The organism is uncultured Parabacteroides sp. (assembly GCF_947855115.1).
Taxonomy (GTDB): Bacteria; Bacteroidota; Bacteroidia; order Bacteroidales; family Tannerellaceae; genus Parabacteroides.
In genome coordinates this window covers 56,649-76,083 of record NZ_CANTZW010000022.1, presented here as the reverse complement: position 1 = coordinate 76,083, position 19,435 = coordinate 56,649, and the positions used below count along the sequence as shown (strand labels likewise).

At 45.5% G+C, this 19,435-nt stretch carries 15 protein-coding genes and 1 tRNA gene; 8 read left to right on the top strand and 8 right to left on the bottom strand.

Annotated elements, in window-relative coordinates:
* Positions 1-392: 392 nt before the first annotated feature.
* Positions 393-689 (bottom strand): hypothetical protein, encoded by a 297-nt coding sequence (locus Q0110_RS13335; protein WP_297907196.1) that lies wholly within the window; start codon positions 687-689, stop codon positions 393-395.
* Positions 690-1,343: 654 nt separating this feature from the next.
* Between Q0110_RS13335 and Q0110_RS13330 the strand changes: the two genes are divergently transcribed.
* Both Q0110_RS13330 and Q0110_RS13325 read left to right on the top strand, forming a co-directional pair.
* Entirely contained in the window at positions 1,344-1,637 is a 294-nt protein-coding gene (locus Q0110_RS13330) for a helix-turn-helix domain-containing protein (protein WP_297907194.1), read from the top strand.
* A 35-nt stretch (positions 1,638-1,672) separates the two neighbouring features.
* On the top strand, positions 1,673-1,972 hold the full coding sequence (locus Q0110_RS13325) for a helix-turn-helix domain-containing protein (RefSeq protein WP_117682305.1): 300 nt from the start codon (positions 1,673-1,675) through the stop codon (positions 1,970-1,972).
* A gap of 308 nt (positions 1,973-2,280) precedes the next feature.
* Here the strand turns inward: Q0110_RS13325 and Q0110_RS13320 are convergent, their stop codons facing one another.
* From Q0110_RS13320 to Q0110_RS13310, 3 genes are all read right to left on the bottom strand, one after another.
* Complete coding sequence (locus tag Q0110_RS13320) at positions 2,281-5,259, bottom strand: SIR2 family protein (protein ID WP_297907189.1); 2,979 nt, start codon at positions 5,257-5,259, stop codon at positions 2,281-2,283.
* Positions 5,260-5,606: 347 nt separating this feature from the next.
* Positions 5,607-5,930 (bottom strand): hypothetical protein, encoded by a 324-nt coding sequence (locus Q0110_RS13315; protein ID WP_297907199.1) that lies wholly within the window; start codon positions 5,928-5,930, stop codon positions 5,607-5,609.
* Positions 5,931-6,001: 71 nt separating this feature from the next.
* Entirely contained in the window at positions 6,002-7,234 is a 1,233-nt protein-coding gene (locus Q0110_RS13310) for a site-specific integrase (RefSeq protein WP_297907186.1), read from the bottom strand.
* Between the two features lie 393 nt (positions 7,235-7,627).
* Here Q0110_RS13310 and recR point away from each other — a divergent pair, with 393 nt between their 5' ends.
* The 3 genes from recR to Q0110_RS13295 are packed head-to-tail and all read left to right on the top strand — an operon-like array spanning position 7,628 to position 9,978.
* Positions 7,628-8,254, top strand: coding sequence for a recombination mediator RecR (gene recR / locus Q0110_RS13305; RefSeq protein ID WP_297907184.1), 627 nt, complete (start codon positions 7,628-7,630; stop codon positions 8,252-8,254).
* A gap of 23 nt (positions 8,255-8,277) precedes the next feature.
* Positions 8,278-9,444 (top strand): glycosyltransferase family 2 protein, encoded by a 1,167-nt coding sequence (locus Q0110_RS13300; protein WP_297907181.1) that lies wholly within the window; start codon positions 8,278-8,280, stop codon positions 9,442-9,444.
* Between the two features lie 15 nt (positions 9,445-9,459).
* Entirely contained in the window at positions 9,460-9,978 is a 519-nt protein-coding gene (locus Q0110_RS13295; protein WP_297907178.1) for a GNAT family N-acetyltransferase, read from the top strand.
* A 12-nt stretch (positions 9,979-9,990) separates the two neighbouring features.
* Here Q0110_RS13295 and Q0110_RS13290 read toward each other — a convergent pair whose 3' ends face one another.
* Together Q0110_RS13290 and Q0110_RS13285 are read right to left on the bottom strand one after the other, a co-directional pair.
* Complete coding sequence (locus Q0110_RS13290) at positions 9,991-10,587, bottom strand: YqgE/AlgH family protein (RefSeq protein WP_297907175.1); 597 nt, start codon at positions 10,585-10,587, stop codon at positions 9,991-9,993.
* 120 nt (positions 10,588-10,707) lie between these two features.
* Positions 10,708-12,021 carry a pyridoxal phosphate-dependent aminotransferase gene (locus Q0110_RS13285; protein ID WP_297907172.1) on the bottom strand — a complete coding sequence of 438 codons (1,314 nt, stop codon included), beginning with the start codon at positions 12,019-12,021 and terminating at the stop codon, positions 10,708-10,710.
* A gap of 143 nt (positions 12,022-12,164) precedes the next feature.
* Between Q0110_RS13285 and Q0110_RS13280 the strand changes: the two genes are divergently transcribed.
* Together Q0110_RS13280 and Q0110_RS13275 are read left to right on the top strand one after the other, a co-directional pair.
* Positions 12,165-12,238 (top strand) — tRNA-Asp (locus Q0110_RS13280).
* A gap of 145 nt (positions 12,239-12,383) precedes the next feature.
* Positions 12,384-13,286 carry a helix-turn-helix transcriptional regulator gene (locus tag Q0110_RS13275; protein ID WP_297907170.1) on the top strand — a complete coding sequence of 301 codons (903 nt, stop codon included), beginning with the start codon at positions 12,384-12,386 and terminating at the stop codon, positions 13,284-13,286.
* A 13-nt stretch (positions 13,287-13,299) separates the two neighbouring features.
* Here Q0110_RS13275 and Q0110_RS13270 read toward each other — a convergent pair whose 3' ends face one another.
* Positions 13,300-13,863 (bottom strand): sugar O-acetyltransferase, encoded by a 564-nt coding sequence (locus Q0110_RS13270; protein ID WP_297907167.1) that lies wholly within the window; start codon positions 13,861-13,863, stop codon positions 13,300-13,302.
* 323 nt (positions 13,864-14,186) lie between these two features.
* On the opposite strand from Q0110_RS13270, the gene Q0110_RS13265 reads away from it, so the two are divergent.
* Positions 14,187-16,490, top strand: a complete 2,304-nt coding sequence (locus tag Q0110_RS13265; RefSeq protein WP_297907164.1) for a bifunctional alpha,alpha-trehalose-phosphate synthase (UDP-forming)/trehalose-phosphatase — start codon at positions 14,187-14,189, stop codon at positions 16,488-16,490.
* A gap of 76 nt (positions 16,491-16,566) precedes the next feature.
* Here Q0110_RS13265 and Q0110_RS13260 read toward each other — a convergent pair whose 3' ends face one another.
* Complete coding sequence (locus Q0110_RS13260; protein ID WP_297907161.1) at positions 16,567-19,389, bottom strand: sugar-binding domain-containing protein; 2,823 nt, start codon at positions 19,387-19,389, stop codon at positions 16,567-16,569.
* Between the last annotated feature and the right edge of the window lie 46 nt (positions 19,390-19,435).

Genomic DNA, 19,435 nt, shown 5'->3' with positions numbered 1-19,435 from the left:
GTGTGTGTGTGTGTGTGTGTGTGTGTGTGTGTGTGTGTGTGTGTGTGTGTGTGTTTACACGAATTTCACACATTTCCAAATGTTGAGCGTATTTTATTGGGTTGAAATTCAACAAAATATTGATAAAACAACACACGTTTCTTCTTCCCGTAAAGAAACGGCAAGAAGAAAAATCTACTATACGGAAACAACGTCCGGCAAAATGTATTATTTCACCGCTTTCAAACATTGGGTCTGCTAAATATCTTTTCCGGGGATAAAGGTAAGATAATTATTTGAATTGTAAATCAATTGCGGACATTAAGATTGCATGTTTAATATCTTTTTGTATTGGAATAGTAAAAATACAGCCGGAACGTTTCATACGTTCTGGCTGTACGAATTAGGAATCTTTATATTTTCATTCCTTGATGACAAGACGGCTCTCGCCTCGTATCCGGCCTTACAACAAGGACATGGCCGCGTATGAAATCGTCCGGATCGGTATCCGTACCTCGTCTGACGATCTCCGGCTGTTGTTCCCGTTGTCCGTTCTCCGGCTGTACGCCGTCGGCCTGCTGTTCCTGTGCCGCTTCGGGCTTGGGCGGAGCGAGCGTGAGTTGTATCTTGCGCTCCAACGCCGCGACCTCCGCTTTCAGAGCCTTCAGCTCGTCCTCCTTCTTCCATACCCCGCCGACCGTTTCCTGCAAAATCGGAATGTCCCGCTCGTAGGTTACGTTCTGCGCCTTGTACTGCTCCACGAGCTTGGGTATGCGTTCCAGTGCGTTCAGGAAGTTCATCGACGCCGCGTTAGTATCTCCTATCAATATCGTTCTTTCGTTCTAATCGCCCGACTTCGGAGGGGCGATTGCTCCCCGTCAGGGTAAGGCTTTTGAGAGTAACTCAAAAGGTATCGAGTTACTCGATACACACCTTGCTATGTTCCGACGAACATAAAGCACTCCGTGCGGTATGAATCGGAATTTCTCGTTTCCGTATGTTGAAATTCTACGGATTTACTTGTGTGCTTTCTTACGGAGTGAAATCTACAATACATTAAGGAAACAATTCCGTAGAGAAGAGGTGTCGTACAGATTTATGGATTTACTGTCGTATCGTCGTATGGATTTAAGGGTGTCCGAATATAGGCCAATCTATATACAAAGATTTACGGGTAAAGTTATTCGCAGCAACTGAAAATAAAAACGGGCAACATACCTGCTATTGTCGGCAAAGCGGGTTCAGTATGCGACCGGCACGACGCCAAACTGTGCCAAACGGATGCCACAAGCTGCCACGAAAGCGAAAACGGAGGCAGCGAGCGCAGGTTTGGCTACATTTGCCCCGAACTCAAAACATGGTATATGGAAGTAGTAATTATCGAAAAGAAAACCTTTGAAGCGCTCCTTTCCGGTGTGGAGACGCTGACGGGGAAAGTCGACGCGTTATGTCGCCGTTGCAATGACAAGCAGATGCAAAAATGGCTCGACAGGGAGGAGGTGTGCCGCCTGCTGTGCATAAGTCCCCGCACACTGCAATCCCTGCGGGATAATCGCACTATCGGCTGTACGCAAATCAACCGGAAATTCTATTACAAGCCGGAAGAGATAGAGAGGTTCATGCCCATAGCCGGGCAGTTCAGGGATGGCTCCGGCTAATATTTATTTTACCAACCACTAAATCCACAGAAAAGATGAATGACAGTAACGTAATCACGTCGGAGGACGGACGCATCGCATCGGCGTTGCACGCTTTGAAGAGATGCGCGAAGGAGGTAGATAAGCTCACGGACGGATTTCATCCGCCGCTCGGAGGAGAACGGTACATGACCGACAAGGAGGTGATCGCCCGGCTGAAAGTCAGCCGACGCACCTTGCAGGAGTATCGTACCGACCGCAAGATACCCTATATCGTGTTCGGCGGCAAAGTCCTCTATCGGGAATCCGACATCGAGAAGATGCTTGCGGAAAACTACCGCAAGGCAATCCTCTGAAAACAAGAAAACGGGCAGGTGTCGCAGCCTGCCCGTTTCCTTGCTTGTCCGGTTCAATTCGGAAGCCCGTCCTTATATTGAATGACAATCGGAGGTGTCGAGTATCGGTCGGTTGTGAAAAACGTCCAATATTGGTTGGTTGCGATGTTGGGTTGTTGGGCGGAATATCCGTCCGTATCCTACGTTTACGTCTGATAGATAGAAACGAAAATTCTACGGACAACGCTTGATTTTTCTCATAGTTAATGAAACTTATAACTCAATCAATAAATGAATAACGACTTTAAGGGTACAGATATAAATCGTCATTAAATAAAATACCGATAATCATAAGTCGCTCCATTATACTGATGCAATAAGTTTCCGACCTGAGCTAACGTATTAGATGTATCAATTGTCGCCGGTAATTTTGTATATAAGTTAAACGAATTCCAATTCATTTTTGTAAACCCTATAATTTCAGATGCAATAGTTGGGAGATCTCCTTTTCCATAATATTTAGTTATTTTCAAAGGAGCAGGAATACATCTACCACCGGGATAGTAACGTCGTCTTTCTCTAATTGATGGCACAACACCATGTGTCCATAGTAAAGCATTCCTTGATGACAATTTTATGCAGGTTCCTCGTGAGACTGGATATGAATCGTCGGAAATATTATCATAATAGACCTTTTGAGCAATAAACTTGGCATCGTATTCATAATTGATAGTTATTAAATCAATATCCTTAATACCAGCTTGCGTTAATGCGTGAGTAATGCCTTCGATCTCCTCCTTTTTGAATGGAGTTCGTTTGTGAATAACGACTCGACGGGGTAATCTATCCATAGATTTGACAAACAATTCGCGTATGGTTATTCCAAACTTAAATGCTTCTTCATAGGTTAAATATGGATTCTTCTTTCTGTCGAATTGAGGTTGTTCTACTTTTGATAATTTATATCTTAAACCCTGCCCTTTTGCGTTGTATATATGACTACAACCCAAGACAATATCCACTTTGCCTTTGCTATTCGTTTTGACGCTATAACCTATGCCTGCATACGCTGTATCTGAATCAAGATTAGCTAATGCCCAAGGAATACGCATTGCCTTAACAAATAAAGCTAATGACAGCCACCAACAAATTTCACACACCATAGGGTCTCTCAAAGTCTTTTCTTCTATGATTTGCGTTGTGAAACGATGTTGAGCAGCATACGCTTTTATATAATTGTGCAAATCAAATGATTCCCCGTTATGTTTGAATTGTCTGTGAACACTCCAAGATGCGGGAATGAAAATTACAATTACAATTCCCGGATATTTATCTGCCAAGCTATTGGCTTGAAGACATATAGATCGTGCAAGAGATAGCGTATCTTTTGGAGTAGCTTCTATATTTATCCATTTATCAGTACCGTTGTCGGGAATTTCCAACAATGTTTTGTATATACTATGGAATCCCGTATATGGTTGAATGTAATCCGAATCATCATTCGCTTGAATGGTTGTGTTTAATCGTTGCAAGAAAGATTTGAATATATCCGTATGTACATTAGGACATATTACGCCCAATCTTACATTTTGCAGCAATACATCTTTCTGCCAAGAGTCATAAGGTCTGTGATTTGACAGTCCTCTCATAGGGTTTGAATCTAAAAAAGGCCTGTCTGCAAATGTGTTTACAAATTCCAATTCAGGTTCTTTGAGCTGAAGTCCTCGATAGATGGTTCTTTTGTTATCATACGATTTGGATGAATATCCACGTTCGGTATTGTCCTGATATTGTATTTCGGAGAATCCGCAATTATGGCTTATCAGAAATTTGAATCCGCTCCCGGAATTCTGAGGAACTTCAAAAGCAAGACGAGTATCGCCGAATATAATACTTTCCCATTGGGCAAGTTTTGTGCTATATGCTTTGTTCCACATTTTATCCAGATAAATTCGCGCATATTCTTGCTTTTTCTCTTTTGACACCGTGTGAGAATTTTCTATATATATTGTAGGTCGCAAAGAAAGCAGAGCATATTTTTGCTGTGGTACAAAAACAAGCGAACATTCTATAGCTTCATGTATCAAAGTGCCATTGTCATTTCTAAAAATATCGGAGCGCCAAAGTGTATTATGCCTAATATCGACATTGAGTCCTCGAATTATCGCAATACTTTGAAGCGTGGCTCTTAAAAACAGTTCTCTATAACTGCTTTTTCGCTCTATATCGTCCATTGAAACGGGAATCCGTTCGATATCGCTTTTTAGTCGGGAACCAAATACATTGTTGATAGCTGAACCTGTGGATAAAGCATATACTTTTTGCTTGTATGGAACAGCTATAATATTTTTGTCTTTAGTAATCTCTCTTAAAAGAGTCCAAGGTCTTTCACCTTCATGATATTCTATCTCGAATTGAAACAATTCTTTTGGGAAAATTATGGGATACAAATTACTTTTCAAGTATTTGTCTGTTCGCGTTATATGAATTGAAAATGGAGATGTGTCATTATCTTCGGGAGCACTTTCCAATATAGACATGATCTCTTTCTTCTTCTCTATATCAGCTTGAAAACAATTTATAACAAGCGAAAACATTGTCTTGTCAAATCCATCGGTATCAATATAATATGCATCCCGATTTGCTTCTCTTGCCGTCCTCAAAAAAGATTCCACTTCGGGTGAAATATGGGAACCATAACCACACCAATATATCCGTCCAGAACCTTTTTCAGAGAATGCTTCAGTCAATGCCGACATTAGGGATTTATCACGACCACTATAGCCGATTACTATGAGATTTTTATCATTGAAGTATCGTTTTAATGCTGCCACAAAAGTCGGATGTTGGTTATCCAACTCTTTAGAAGTATTTTTTAATGATGTATATTTATAATCTCCATGTAAGGCAATATATAATAATTCACTGGTACTTTCTGTCCGATATATTCGATCGGCACAATCCAGATTTATGCAAATAGGCGTAATATTGGCTTGTTGAGCAGCACGTTCGACCAAGCCATCGAAGTTGGTTGACCATACAGATCTGACAATGCCGTATTTGTTCAGAAGACATAAAAGCTTATATCCAATGTATGGCTGCTTCCCTTGAGCTAAATGCTCAAAATATTTCACTCTATCACCTTCAATAGGCAATGCTGCTTCCGCATAGAAAGAATATTCTTTTAGATCTCCAGCAGGAAGGAATTTTCCTTGACTGTTAAGCCATTTTTGAATGATATCTTTGCAAGTATCAGATTTGGGATCGATAAATGGAGGAATGGAAGACTGGGAAGAACAATAAATCATTCTCTTCCAATCCCAAATACAATCATCGGCAGTATGGTATTCCCGAGGTAATAGACGCTCCGGCTCCTAATAAGAATGCAAAAGAAGTATCTCGATTCTGAACAAACGAACGAACAAACGCATCGAAATCCAAATTAAATTCTTGTTGAATCATAAATATTTATATGGCACTTATACTTCTTACAAAAATAACTATTTATTGCCAAACATCAAATATATCAAAGATATAAAGGCTTTTTTGTAAAACGGACATCGAGAAGATGCTCGCGGAAAACTACCGCAAGGCAATTCTCTGAAAACGAAAACGGGCAGGTGTCGCAGCCTGCCCGTTTCCTTGCTTGTCCGGTTCAATTCGGAAGCCCGTTCTTATATTGAAGGACAATCGGAGGTGTCGTGCGTCGGGGTGCGGTAGCTCTCTTTACCAGCCACTTTCTGAAAACCGACGCAGGGTAGGTATTTAGTCGGAACGCGAGGGCTACGACGACCTCCATGTTATACACGTCCACCCAATTGCCGCTGTCCAGACGAATACATTTGCAGACCTCGTAATCGTTCAGGGCGTCGCTTTTGATGATCGCCTTGATTGCGCTGTTTACCGCTCCGGCGGTAGTGCCGAACAATTCGACTATTTCCACTTCCGTCATCCATATAGCGGCAGTATCGGTCGGCATATTCAACCTGCCGTACTCGTCTATCGTAATGACGTTTCTTTCTTCTTTCATCGCTTTCAGTTTTAAGGGTATTAAATCGCTTGACAAATAAAGCTCTCCATCTGCTCGATACGCTGCGCGAGTTTCTCCATATCGCGGCTCACTTTCTCGGCTGTAATCTTCGCATAGATTTGCGTCGTACGGATACTGCGGTGTCCCAACATCTTCGAGAGCGTTTCGATAGGTACGTCGTTCGACAGGCAGACCGTCGTGGCATAGGTATGGCGGCTCATGTGCCACGTTACGTTTTTCTCGATACCGCATCTCTTCGCTATGGCCTTAATGCTGTTCTTGCAGTTATCGTAACACGGAACGGGCAATAACTTGTCCCCTTCGGCCATGCCGTCGTACTTCTCGATGATATGTTTGGCTACATCTAACAATCGGATATTCGTTTCGACACCCGTTTTCTGACGCTTGGTGTTCAACCACAAATGCCCGTCGAACGAGGTTTGCAGGTTCGCTCGGGTAAGGTTCGCCATATCCGTCCAGCTCAATCCTGTGAACGTGCAGAAGATGAACAAATCACGAATCAGTTCATAGCTTTTCTTCTTGAATGTGCCATTGATTAAGAGTGTAATTTCTTCTTTGGTCAGAAAGCCCCGTTTGGTCTCCTCTTTGGTGATGCTGTACGCGAAGAACGGATCGCGTTGCAACAAGCCGTTATTGACGGCCATATAGATAATCTTCCGAAACGGCATCATATACGACCAGACCGTATTGTTGCAGTGGTTCTTTTCTACTCGTAGGAACAACTCGAAGTCCGTGATGAATGCCGGAGTAAGCTCTTTGAGCGCAATGTCGCTGACCTTGTACCGCTTTTCGACGAACTCTGCGAGGTGTTTGTACACGACGCAGTATTTCCAATAGCTGCGCAGGCTTTTGAGTTTGCCGACCTGTTTCTCGTAATCCTCGTTATGCTGACGAAATACGGCGAGCAGCGTCTCGTGGTTCATGCCCAATCCTAAATAGGCATTACGGACTTTCTCGGCGGTAACGTAGTTGTCGCGGTCGCTGATCTGCTGATATGCACGATGGATACCCACACGAATCTTATCCAACATCCGATTGGCCTCCTGCGCCACGATGCTGCGACCGGAAACGCGACCCGACTTTACGTTCCACGATTTCTCCTCCACGTCCAATTTACAACTGAATTGAGCGATTTTGCCGTTTACGGTAATACGGCACATAACCGGAATAAGCCCGTTCTTTTTCGGTGCATTGCGTTTTAGATAAAACAAAACTTTGAATGTCGATCTCATAACTCTACAATTTTTTGGTTACAAAATTATTTCTTGTAGAGCTGTTCTTCGATGCGCAAATCGCAGCATATCAACGCAATCGCACCCGAAATAGAACTTTTTTTCGCCTCCCTCTGCCCGAATTTTGGGAATTCGGCTATATTTGCAAGCGGAACAGGCGAATAGAGCTTGTATTTCAGCGCTTTGAAACCTTCCCAAAACCGTCTTTGCCATTCGGGCCAGAGTAACGGGATAGTAACGTAACTCCGGTTTCAGTTGGCTTTTCGATGGCTTCGGTTTGGCTACGACAGCGCAGTCTGTTACTCTCTAAACCCCTTGTTTACAACCTTCTTGCTCCAATCCGCTCTAACTCTCGGTTTTTATCCTTATCTTTGCCAAAAATAGAGAAAGTAGATGAATCAAAGATATCCTTCAGCCTTGTTGGAAAATGCCGTGAATGAATTGGCTTCCTTGCCGGGAGTGGGGAGGAAGACAGCGCTTCGGTTGGCGCTCTATATGTTACGCCGGGATGTCGGCTATACGGAAAACTTCGCGGCCGCTTTGGTTGCCCTTCGCCGGGACGTGAAGTACTGCAAGGTCTGCCATAATATATGTGATGATGAGGTTTGTTCTATTTGTGCCAACCCCAGCCGCGACCATTCCTTGGTTTGCGTGGTGGAGAACATCAAGGAGGTGATGGCGATAGAGAATACCGGGCAATTCCGTGGTGTATACCATGTGCTGGGCGGGATTATCTCACCTATGGATGGTATCGGGCCGGGCGACTTGCGTATCGACAGCTTGGTGCAACGTGTAGCCGAAGGCGAGGTGAAGGAGGTCATCTTGGCGTTGAGTACCACCATGGAAGGGGATACGACCAACTTTTTTATTTACCGGAAGCTATCCGGCTACGATGTGAGGATCAGCGTCATCGCACGTGGCGTATCTATCGGCGATGAGATCGAGTATGCCGATGAGATCACCCTAGGGAGATCTATTATCAATCGTACCGAGTTCAACCTCACCTCTTCTAATTCATAAATCATAATTCATAAATATCCGGAATGACCTACGAAGAAACCAAGTTGTCCGTTATCATCGTTAACTATAACGTGAAATATTTTCTGGAGCAATGCCTCTATTCTGTCCGTGCCGCCGTGACAGGGATGGATGCCGAGGTGTTCGTGGTGGATAATAACTCGACAGATGGGTCTGTCGAATATCTCCGGCCTAAGTTCCCGGAGGTGGTTTTCATTGAGAATAAAGATAATCCCGGTTTCGCCAAGGCCAATAACCAGGCGATTTGTCAGTGTACCGGGGAATACGTGTTATTGCTGAATCCCGATACCGTAGTAGGGGAGGAGAGCCTCCGTAGCTTGTGCTTCCAGATGGACGAGGACCCGGAGATCGGGGCTATCGGCGTGAAAATGCTGAATGGGCACGGGGTATTCTTGCCGGAGAGCAAACGGGCTTTTCCCTCGCCTTGGGTATCGTTCTGTAAGATATTCGGCCTTTCGAAGTTGTTCCCGAACTCTCCGGTGTTCGCACGTTATAGCTTGCCGTATCTGGATAAGGACCAGACGCATAAGGTAGAGGTACTGGCGGGCGCGTTCATGTTGCTTCGCCATGAGGCGTTGGATAAGGTCGGTTTGTTGGATGAGTCGTTCTTCATGTATGGAGAGGATATCGATTTGTCTTATCGGATCGTGTTGGGAGGCTATAAGAACTTGTACGTGCCGGAACGTATCCTGCATTATAAGGGGGAGAGCACGAAGCATGGCGACTTAAAGTATATAAAGGCCTTTTATGGCGCCATGTTGATTTTCTATAAGAAATATTATCCCCAATCCGGCTGGTTGATGCGGATACTGATCCAGTTGGCTGTCCTGTTGAAAGCTTGCTGGGCGGCGATTTCCTCTCCTCTACGTAAGAAAAACAGGACAGTTAAGCATCGCCGCCTCTTGATCTTGTGCAGGGAGGAAAACTTCGAGGAGGTAAAGGCCGTTTGCTTGAAAGCTATGCCGGATCTGGAGTTCGTGAATCTTTGGGATCTGGACGTGGAACGCGTGATGGACGCTATCTGCCGTAAGAACCAGATGAAAGGTTTTACGGATTATGCTTTTTGTTTTCCCGATGCCCGCTACGAACAGATGCTCTTGTTTATGGATAAGCTCGTGAACAAGAAAGCGGTTTATCATATATATACGAAGAAGAGTGGCCGATTAGTCTAAGTAATCCTCAATAAAATGTTGTTGTCGAATGATAGAGTCCGTTTGAGGGCGTTGGAACCGGAGGATCTGGATTTATTATATCGTTGGGAGAATGATCCGGAGTTATGGGAGGTTGGGAATACCTTAGCTCCCTATTCCCGTTATATATTGAAGGAATATATAGCGGGTAGCGACCGGAGTATCTATGAATCGCGCCAACTTCGCTTCATGATCGAGGAATGCGCTACGGAGACTTCCGTGGGAATCGTAGACTTGTTTGATTTCGAGCCGCATCCGAACCGTGCGGCTTGCGGTGTTATGCTAGATCGTAGGTATCAAGGACGTGGCTTCGCTACGGAAGCGCTAAGGCTATTGATGGAATACGCTTATACATTCTTGAAGATTCATCAGCTTTATGTGCATGTTCCTGCGGCGAACGAGCCTAGTAGAAAATTATTTTCCCGTCTGGGATTTGTCGAGGTGGGGACGCTTAAGGATTGGATCAGGATACCGAAAGGTTATTCCGATGTTTGTATAATGCAATCATTCGCTTGACAGTTGGCCCTGTCAATTCAGGTACGGGTCTTTCGGGTATTTTGTCCAAGCTTTGTAATCATTACCTAATAATTCCACGGAGGCTTTCCAATAGTCCTCTCCGTCCGCGGACAGGATATTGTCGGTAGTAATATGGCTCACGGCCCAAGAGTTTCGTTTGATCTCATGATTCAATTGTCCCTCGCTCCATCCGGAATATCCCAGGAAAAACTTCACTTTTCCATCGATTGGGTATCCGTTGAGGATATATTGTTTCAATGCGTTGAAGTCTCCGTCAAAATATAAGTAGTCATTGATCTTTAACGCACCCGGAATGATATTATCCCCTAAAGAATGGATAAAGAACAAACGGTTGGAGCTGACCGGCCCACCCAGATAAATCGGTATCTCCGGGAATTCTGTAAGTTCCTTGAAGAAAGAGTTTACAATTAGATCTGTCTTTTTGTTCAGGACAAATCCCATCGAGCCATGCTCTGTATGTTCTATTAACAATACGACGGAACGTTGGAAATAGGCATCTTGTAAAAAAGGTTCGGCAATCAGGATACTTCCTTGGATAGGAAGGACATCGTTATGTGTTATTTTGAATATATCTTTATAAGATGCCATGATCGTGAATGTTTGGTTGTTACTAAATCCCCGACAATATAAGACGTTTTTTAATAAGAAGCAAATGAAAAGCCCGGGATTCAGGTTAATAAACGTGAATCGCCCGGGCTTATAGTTAAATTATGCTTGATGATTTTCCTCGAATAGTTTCAATCTCTCATCCAGTAAATCATACTGATGGTCTTTTATGAAAGAGGTACAAGCCCGCAATCCTTGTTGGTTGCTGCCTGTGGTACTTAAAGATATGGCGCTTACTCCGTAATAAATCAGTTCTTCCATCAACTGCCCGCCAGTCATTCCGGGGTAACCGATGGTGAAATAAAAACCGTCGGCTATCGGTTGGTCCAGATCATGATCGTAAACGATTGTGAAACCATGATCCGTAAAAATCTTCTTTAGTTTCTCCGCACGGCGTCCGTATTCTTTCACTTGCGAGACAAAGTCGAAAGTGCCGTCTGCCGCGGCCTTGAACATGGCAGCGAGGGCGAACTGGGCTGAGTGGCTGGTTCCGGAAGATAAGGCGTATAAGACACGATGGATATATACCGTACCGAATGTGCCGCCTCCATAACGCTGGGTCAATCCCGGGTAAGAGCGATGGTAAAGCTTATTGGAGATCGCGGTCACGCCGATACGTTGTCCGGCGTAACTGAACGCCTTGGAGCCGGATATCTGCATGATATAATTGTCCGTATAACGGGCTACGCTCGCTTGGAAAGGAGGCTCGAAAGGACAACCGAGGTCTTTTCGGAAATCCATGGCGAAATAAGCGAGGTCTTCTATGACGATCACGTCGTATTTATTGGCCGTTTCTCCAATGATCTTCAGCTCCTCGTCGGTGAGGCAGAACCAAGCCGGATTGTTCGGGTTGGAATAGATCATCGCGGCTATATTGCCTTTGGAAAGATGCGCTTCCAAGACCTCGCGCAATCGTTCGCCACGGTATTCGTATACGTCGAACGACTCGTATTTATAGCCCATAACGGCTATTTGCTGTTTCTGCACGGGGAATCCGGGGTCGATAAACAAGATGGTGTCTTTTCCCGGCATACATTGTCCGGCCGTAAGGAAAGAGGCATACGTGCCTTGCATGGAACCGGTTACGGGTACACAACATTCCGGATCTATATCTATATTTATAAACGCCTTGATAAAGCGGGAAGCTTGCTTCTTCACCTCGGGAGTTCCGTTGATGTTCGGGTAGATGGACGCTATGCCGTTACGAAGGGCCTCGATCTCAGCATCTACGCCCACTTGGGCGGCTTTCAAGCCCGGTACACCCATTTCCATATGGATGAACTCGGTTCCCGTTTCTTGTTCTAATTGTGTGGATATGGCAACTACCTCCCGGATAGTCGCTTTCCCAAAATCGGGAAGTCCAAAGCCATCGATAATTCGTCTGGCTGTCTGATAGTCTACAGGAGTATTTTTCATGCTAGTGTTAATTATATATGAGGACAAAAGTATGAAATTTATCGATTTGTTCTAGTTTTTTCATCTTAAACTATTGCGGATTCAAAAAATCCACCTATCTTTGCATCGCAATTCAACGGAATGGCGATAAAGAATAACACTTTGGTCTGGTAGTTCAGCTGGTTAGAATACATGCCTGTCACGCATGGGGTCGCGGGTTCGAGTCCCGTCCAGACCGCTTTTATTTCTCCTTCCTTCTTTTCGATTTTCCTTTAATACTTATTTTTTAATAGATATCATCCGGTTCGGTGGATTTTGCCTGACGGAATGAGGCTGTTATATTGGGAATGTTTATCTTTGAGACCAATAAAACAGATAGCCTTATGGAGAATCTAATAAAGATCGATACCGTTGATCAGTACAACAAGATGTTCGGTTTGGAGACGTTGCACCCTTTGGTGAGCGTGGTCGATTTATCCAAGTCTGAGACATGGCCCACTAATTTCCGGGTTAATTATGGTATATACGGACTTTTCTTGAAAGATATCAAATGCGGGGATATCCGGTACGGGAGGCAATATTATGATTATCAAGAAGGCACCGTGGTAGGCTTCGCTCCCGGGCAAGTGACGGGCATTGAGCTTAAAGACGGGACCCGGCCTTTGGCGCATGGGCTGCTTTTCCATCCGGACTTGATCCGTGGTACGGCTTTAGGGCGAGACATCAAGCGTTATTCTTTCTTCTCCTATGAATCGAACGAGGCGTTGCATCTTTCCGAGGAGGAGAAGGGGATCTTTATGGATTGCTTGAGGAAAATCCAGATCGAGTTGGAGCACTCCATCGACAAGCATAGCAAACGGTTGATCGCGATGAATATCGAGTTGTTGCTCGATTACTGCCTGCGTTTTTACGACCGTCAGTTTACGACCCGTGCGGAGACAAATAAGGATGTATTGGTGAGGTTCGAGCGCTTGCTGGACGAATATCTGCAAAGCGATCTGTTGAGACAAGAAGGATTACCCACTGTCCGGTATTTCGCCGAGAAGATTTGTTTGTCCCCGAACTATTTCGGTGACCTGATCAAGAAAGAGACAGGAAAGACCGCCCAGGAAAATATCCAAGACCGGATTATTTCCTTGGCAAAAGAATGGATATTAGGTACGAACAAGACTGTCAGTCAGATCGCTTACGACCTAGGATTCCAATATTCCCAACATTTCAGCCGCATATTCAAGAAGACCGTGGGGTGTACCCCGAATGAATACCGGAAATCCCAGTTGTCGTAATCGGCGTTAGGGGCTATCGGATATACTTTATAACCTTGGCGGGAACACCTCCCACGATCGCGTTATCTGGTACATCCTTGGTAACTACCGAGCCGGCTCCTACTATAGCGTTCTCTCCGATGGTTACGCCGGAGAGGATCGTTGCATTCGAGCCTACCCATACATTCTTTTTCAAGACAATCGGGGCAGGATAGGTAGTGCTCCGGTCGTCGGGAGCGAAACCGTGGTTGAGGGTGGCAAAGACCACGTTATGCCCGATTTGGCAACCGTCGCCCAGTGTTACCCCGCCATGATCTTGGAAATGACAGCAAGCGTTGATGAACACGTTCTTGCCCACCGTGATATTTTTCCCGAAATCCGTATAGAACGGAGGGAATACACGGAAGGACGGATCGACCGGCTTATTAAACAACCGGGATAACAGCTCGCGGATTTCCTGGGGATCGTGGTATGAGCCGTTTAACTCGAATGTTATGCGTCTGGCCTCGTCGCTCATCTCGTTCATAAGTTGATGGATCTCATCTCCCTTGAGAGGCTTTCCCGTTTCTACGTACTTTAAGAATTCGTTTAATGTCATAATTGCTATTGTTAGTTCTACTTCTTAATTCGTTTATCCTTTTTCGATTCCAACGGCAAAGATCGGTGAAATCCGGAGATACTTTTGTAGATAAATTACAGGTATTATGACCAGAATTACATACACTGCCTCGTATATATGGCGGCTAAAAAGACGGGATTAGGTCTTATCTGCTGACAGATGGTTATGGGGTACATTTAAGTCTGGCCGAATACTACCAAAATGGGGATGTTTTTTCATTTTGGAAAGGCTCGGCGGGATATCGCTTCTGGCGTAAGATTATTATTATTAGCTAGATATAGTTATTTAGCCTATCGTGGTATATGCTTTGCCCCAAGAAGGGTATGAGACTGTATATAATATCAAATAGATTACCCGTGAAAGTGACCGGCCTGAATGGTACTTTCGTTTTCTCACGTAGCGAAGGTGGGCTGGCTACAGGTTTGGATTCTCTCCAGACTTCTTATGAGAAGCATTGGATCGGATGGCCGGGAATGTGCGTGAAACGTGAGGAGGATAAGAAAGAGATCCTCGCCAGACTGGAGGAGTTGAACTTTCATCCCGTATTCTTGTCTGAGTCGCAGATAGAGAATTATTACGAGGGATATAGCAATAGCACCATCTGGCCGCTTTGCCATTATTTCTTCGCCTATACATTATATAAGAAGTGTTTCTGGGATGCCTATAAACAGGTAAACCGGTTGTTTTGTGAGGAGATCTGCCGGTTGGTACGGCCCGGCGACCGGGTTTGGATACAAGATTACCAATTGATGCTACTGCCTAATATGCTCCGGGAGGCTTGTCCGGGTGTATGTATCGGTTATTTTCATCATATCCCTTTTCCATCTTATGAGCTTTTCCGGGTACTGCCGGAACGGGCCGAATTGTTGAAAGGTTTGTTGGGCGCCGACTTTATCGCATTTCATACCCATGATTATATGCGACATTTCATCAGTACGGTAGAGCGGGTGTTGCGTATCGATTTCAATTTGGATGAGGCACGGATCGGTGATCGGGTCGTAAGGGTAGACGCTTTGCCGATGGGGATTAATTATGACCTTTATCATGAGGCGTTCGATAAGCCGGAGGTACGGAAGGCGATCGAACGGAACCGCCAGTTCTTCGGGAAACATAAATTGATGATCTCGGTAGACCGGTTGGATTATAGCAAAGGTATCTTACATCGTCTGTGGGGATTCGCCTCTTTCCTGTCGCATCACCCGGAATATCATGGGAAGGTGACATTGGCTATGGTGATCGTACCCTCGCGGGATCATGTCGGTAGTTATGCCGAGTTGAAGACAAAGATCGACGAGGAGATCGGCGCTATAAACGGACGCTACTCTACGATGGACTGGACTCCCGTATGTTATTTTTATCACAGTTTCTCTTTTGAGGAGCTGACCGCTATGTATTATATGGCAGATATCGCCTTGGTCACCCCTTTGCGGGATGGAATGAATTTGGTGGCGAAAGAGTATGTGGCGGTAAAACGAGAGAATCCCGGCGTATTGATCTTGAGCGAGATGGCGGGAGCTTCCGCGGAGATGGCAGATGCCTTGCGGATCAACCCGAATGATACCGGTGAGATCGAGGCCGCTATTTGCGAGGCCTTGGAAATGCCGGAGGAAGAACAGATGGCTCGTTTGGAGCGGATGCGAAAGATTGTCTCCACGCAAACCGTGAATAAATGGGCGGCTGATTTCGTGGATGGATTGAATGATACTTTCACCAAGAATACATGGCTATGCGAGAAAAGACTCTCGAAAGAGGCTGTGGGCACGATCCGTCATTCGTATCTCAACGCTAGACGGAGATTGATCTTGCTGGATTATGACGGGACATTGGCGGCGATCGAGAACCGTCCCGAGGACGCGAGGCCGACAGAAGAGATCCTCGCCCTTTTACGTAAATTATCGGAGGACCCGGCCAACCATGTCGTTATCAATAGCGGGCGTGACCAATCTACCTTGGAGGAATGGCTGGGCGCTCTCCCTATCTCCTTGGCGGCAGAACACGGGGCTTCTTACAAAGAAGGAGGAGTATGGCATCAGAATCTCTCCAAGATTCATTGGGCGCCGGAATTATTATCTATTTTACGATTATTTATCGATAAGACTCCTCGCGCTCATTTGGAGATAAAGGATGCGGCGCTGGCTTGGCATTACCGGGAAAGCGATGCTTGGCTAGGGGCTTTGAGAGCTCGCCAACTGATCCATGCGCTTATGCCCGTTTGCATGCGCCGGGGATTACAAATCTTATCCGGCGATAAGGTCGTGGAGGTCAAATCACTTGAGTGCAATAAAGGCTCTGAGGTTAACCGCCTTCTTGCGAGAAGACATTACGATTTTATATTGGCGATGGGAGATGATACGACGGATGAGGATATGTTTCAAGCGTTGCCGAAAGATGCCGTTACGATAAAAATCGGGAATGTATCAGAGATCGCTAATTATCATATGTCTTCACAAGAACAGGTGTTACCCTTTCTACGGTCTCTTCTGGGAAATGAGGAGACCGAGGCGGATAAATACGGAGGAAAGTACGCAAGACTGACAGAGGCTTTCTTAAACGGTTGGCGTTCGCTGGCTCGTAACAGGCTGCTGAAAGTTTTTAGTAATAATTAAAACGTGTCCTTTTGCGGGAGAATCCGATTACACCGGGCCTGCTCTCGACCAAGCCCGGTGTGATATCTATTCCCGTTTACTCGTCATAAGATATATTCCCTAACTCCTTGATCTTCGAGTCTCCGACTTGACGCGTGAATAACTCGATCAATTGGGTGGATGTCAATGTCATCTTAGGCGAGAACTCGGGGGAAGCCATATAGCTTAACAAACTATGGTATAACTGGCGGGCTTCCGGGTATTCCTGTTGGGTTTCCAAGTCCGTCATACAGATTAATAACTTCCCCGGGCCGATATTGAATTCTTGGATCATCCCTAATTTGTGATTACGCTCCACGTTGTCGATCACTTGTACGATCGGCCTGTAATCGTCCGGGAGTTGATCCAGTATCAGCGGATGGCTGTTCTTTATCATCGTGAACCATTGCCAGTTTGTATGGAAATCCGTCGGGAAATGAGCGAAAGCAGGATGGGAGGGATTTATTAATAATCCGAGGGTACCCGGAGAGATCGGTTTCTTCGCCCATTCGCAGATAGACTTAAACATGCGGTAATTCCAGTAATCGGTTTGGAATAACCCGTCTACCGTCACGTTCTTGTAAGTCTTGGCATCCGGAAACCATAATACATTCGCTCCGTTCGCCAATAAAGCCTCGGCTTGTTTATCCCATTTCTTGATAACTTTGATATCCGTAGGGATTTGTACGTTATTATGTTCCGGATAAATCCATAACGGATAATGATTGTGATAATCCGTACCTTCGATCGCCAGCCGTAAAGTGTAGGTCTCGGCCTCTTGAATGGACGGTAAAGCGATATTTAACGGGCCTACCTCGGCCAACGTGCCTTGGTTGACTTGCAGCGGTAGGCTGTTTTGGGCGATTACTTGCCCTTGGCTGTTTGTTAAAGCCCAATTTAAACGCTTTCCTTTCAAAGCGGCGGGTGTATAGTTCGCTACCTTGATAGAACCTTTGAGCGCCTCATTCCCGGAGTAACAGAATTTAGGCAGGAGAGCCAATAATACGACATCATCGCAAGATTCCTTCCATTCCTCGGCGGTTATCAAGCCCTTGTTATCCATAAATGCGTCCAAGATACCGACTAAAGCCGTGCCCTGTCCCGGATAATCCTGTAAATCCAATAACTGGAAGCCGGCCATTCCCGGAGTACGAAACGCCATTTCCATCTCAGCCCGGTAAAGTTGCGCCATCCATTTACCGGAAGCCTTGAAGAAATCGTCCGCTTGTCCGGCCATTCCAGCCTTGCTTAGCCGTTCGCGGAATATTTCCAGGTTCCACGGCTTTAGTACCCCGGTATATTTCTTGATTTCCTCATAATTCGGATAACATTGGAATTGCCCGGTCTCGTGCCCGATGATAGGCAATGAGCATTGTTCGATAGCGGATTCGAAATTCATGACCGAGTTCGGATAGGTATGGTTGATGTAGCCGCCATCCTCTGCGTCGGCAAAAGAGAAAGATCCCCGGGTATGATTGCTGAATACGTTAGCGCCGGGAACCCGGCAAGTGGTGAAGTAGTCGTCATCCGCCGCGGGGCCGTTGAAGCCTAGATAATCATTCGATCCCGAGGCGTATAAATGCCGTCCGTCCTCGCTACGGAAACGGGCGATCATGTCCACCATCGCATCTTGATCTCCGGAAAGCTCGTTGCCAATCGCCATCATGACGAAAGAGGCGTGATTTCCGTAAGCCTCCTGTATCTGTAATCCCTCTTTGGTGAGGAAATGGATCAAGGTGGTATCGCTCTTTTCCATCTTTCCCCAGAAAGGTAGTTCCGGCTGGAGGTAAAAACCTTCGATATCTGCGGCCTCGAAACAGGCTTTAGGAGGACACCATGAATGGAAACGGCAGTGGTTGATGCCGTATTCCTTGGCGATGCGGAAATAGCGTCTCCACGCTGCGGTATCCATCGGCACATGGCCTGTTAGCGGGAATACGCAAGCGTCGTGTTTCCCACGGAGAAAGGTGGTCAATCCATTGATGATGAATTGTGTACCTTCAGCCTTGAAATCCCTTAATCCGAAGGTGGTGCTTTGGCTATCTTGGATATTTTCTCCTTGGATGTGCGCTGTCAGGCGGTATAAGGTAGGGGAGAACTCACTCCATTCCAAAGCCTCATCACCCATCGGTATTTGGAATACGACCTCGTCTTGTTGCACTACTATATTCTTATTGAATTTGATATGGTGCTCTAAGCCTGTGTTGAAAGCTTCCATCTCTATTTGCACAGCGGCGATTATCATTTGCTCGAATGGATTTGAGAGCTTTATTTTTACGTCTACCGTTTTTTGATCCGCGTGTGGATATACTTGTATCCGGTGGATGTGGAATTGCGGACGGGCTTCCAGTTTCAGGTCTCCGATAATACCGTTCCAGTTTGTCTGCGTGGATTCCGTATAAGCGTGTGAGTTATCCAATAATTGGGGTGGTACGCTCAAGCCGTTATCAACCAGAATTGTCAAGCGATGTTTTCCGGCAGAGAGGTATTCGGACAAATCGTACTCTTGAGGAGTAGAAATATAGTCGGATGAACCGACGTATACGCTATCTACCCATATTTGGGTCGGTTTGGTCCGTTCTAAGGTCAACCAGATGCTTTTGCCCTCCCAATTTTCCGGAATCGTGATCTCTTTCTGATACCAAGCCTTACCTTGATAGCGGAAAGGCCTGGATAAATGGGTTGTCTCGTCCTTGTCCTTGTTTGGGTATCCTTTTTGGTTGGTATCCGTGGTACCCGGTAATTGAATTTGCTCCGTGACATCTGTTGAATCCAATCGTAATTCCCAGCGACCGGCAAGCGATAATTCTTCTCGACTCTCTTTAGGAGTTTGGCATGCGAGTAGCATAAGCATAAGTGGTATACTCCAAAATCTCTTCATGATAATGTCCTTATTCTAAATATGGTTTATTCAATTAATAATAGAC